The following is a 1916-nucleotide window of genomic DNA, read 5'->3' as shown; positions in this document are numbered from 1 at the left end:
GGTGCTGGCACTGGTTGGCTCGGCGGTGACGCTGGTGATGTCGATGCGCTTCGCCAAGGCGGAGCGTTTCGACAAGTTCGAATATCCGGTGCTGATCCTGCTGTGCACGCTCGGCATGATGCTGATGATCTCGGCCAACAGCATGATCGGCCTCTATCTCGGCCTCGAGCTGCAGTCGCTGGCGATCTATGTGCTGTGCGCGATCAACCGCGACAATCTGCGCTCGACCGAAGCGGGCCTCAAATATTTCGTTCTCGGTGCGCTGTCGTCGGGCATGCTGCTCTATGGCATCAGCCTGGTCTACGGCTACACCGGCAACACCGGCTTCCAGGAAATCGCCACGGCACTCGGCAGCGGCGAGCGCCAGCTTGGCCTCGTTTTCGGCCTCGTCTTCGTGCTGGCCGGCCTTGCCTTCAAGATTTCCGCGGTGCCGTTCCACATGTGGACGCCTGACGTCTATGAGGGCGCGCCGACTCCGGTGACGGCCTTCCTGGCGGCGGCGCCGAAAATGGCGGCGATGGCACTGATCGTGCGCGTCACCATGGGCGCGTTCAAGCCAATCGCCGCCGACTGGCAGCAGATCATCGTCTTCATCTCGATCGCCTCGATGGCACTCGGCTCCTTCGCCGCAATCGGGCAGACCAACATCAAGCGCCTGATGGCCTATTCCTCGATTGGCCATATGGGTTACGCGCTGGTCGGCCTTGCCGCCAACAGCCAGGCCGGCGTGCGCGGCGTTGCCATCTACATGCTGATCTATCTGGTGATGACGCTCGGCACCTTCGCCTTCATCCTCGCCATGCGGCGCAAGGAAGGCAATGTCGAGCAGATCAGCGACCTGGCCGGCCTGTCGTCGACCAATCCGGTCATGGCGACGATCCTGACCATCCTGATGTTCTCACTCGCCGGCATTCCACCGCTCGCCGGCTTCTGGGGGAAATGGTACGTCTTCCTCGCCGCCATCAACGCCAATCTCTACGCGCTGGCGATCATCGGCGTGCTGGCCTCGGTGGTGGGCGCCTATTACTATTTGCGCATCATCAAGATCATGTGGTTCGACGAACCGGTCGGCGGCTTCGTGCCGATGGCGACGGAATTGCGTGTCGTGCTCGGCGTCTCCGGCGCCTTCGTGCTGTTCTACGTGTTGATCGGTGGGCCGATCGGCACCTATGCCGAAGCCGCCGCCAAGACGTTTTTCTAGACGGCATGGCATTTCGGCTGGCTCCAACCTCGGCGTCGGAAGGGTTCCGGCTCGAGGCGCATGAGAGCGTCGGCTCCACCAATGCGCTGGCACTGGACCACGCAAGGGCAGGCGACGCCGGCAAATTGTGGGTCGTTTCCAAGAAGCAGGAAAGCGGGCGTGGCCGGCGCGGCCGCGTCTGGGCGACCCCGGAAGGCAACCTGGCGGCGACGCTGCTCGTCATCACCAAGGCAGAGCTTCGCCTTGCCGCGACATTGGGCTTCGTCGCAGGACTGGCGCTGGCCGATGCACTCGATGCCGTGGTGCCGAAGGGCCGGATCGCCATTGGCCTCGACGGTGGCAGCGAAGGAAAAAACCGTTTCGAGCTGAAATGGCCGAACGACGTGCTTGCCTCCGGCGCCAAGCTGGCCGGCATCCTGCTGGAATCGGCAATCCTCGAGGGCGGCCGTTTCGGAGTGGCGGTCGGCATCGGCGTCAATGTGGTGGCATACCCTGAGGATTTGCCGTATCCCGCAACTTCCTTGCGCGCGCTGGGCGCGGCATGCGATGCGGAAACACTGTTCCTGGCGCTGTCGGATGCCTGGAGCGAGAATGCCCGATTGTGGGATGAGGGGCGCGGACTTGCCGCCGTCAGGCGACGGTGGCTTGATCGTGCCGCGGGGCTCGGCGGCGAGGTTGCCGTCAGAATTGACGGTAATGTGGTGCGCGGGGTGTT

At 63.6% G+C, this 1916-nt stretch carries 2 protein-coding genes; both read left to right on the top strand.

Annotated features, from left to right (window positions below; translation table 11 throughout):
* Positions 1-1201, top strand: a 1201-nt coding sequence (gene nuoN / locus EN879_RS33905; RefSeq protein ID WP_127274611.1) for an NADH-quinone oxidoreductase subunit NuoN, incomplete at its 5' end; no start/stop codon positions are given.
* 5 nt (positions 1202-1206) lie between these two features.
* Positions 1207-1916, top strand: a 710-nt coding sequence (locus tag EN879_RS33900; protein WP_127274610.1) for a biotin--[acetyl-CoA-carboxylase] ligase, incomplete at its 3' end; no start/stop codon positions are given.

The sequence above is a fragment of the Mesorhizobium sp. M7A.F.Ca.AU.002.02.1.1 genome, from assembly GCF_003998535.1.
In the GTDB taxonomy this organism is placed as follows: domain Bacteria; phylum Pseudomonadota; class Alphaproteobacteria; order Rhizobiales; family Rhizobiaceae; genus Mesorhizobium; species Mesorhizobium ciceri.
This window is presented reverse-complemented; position numbering and strand designations above follow the sequence as displayed.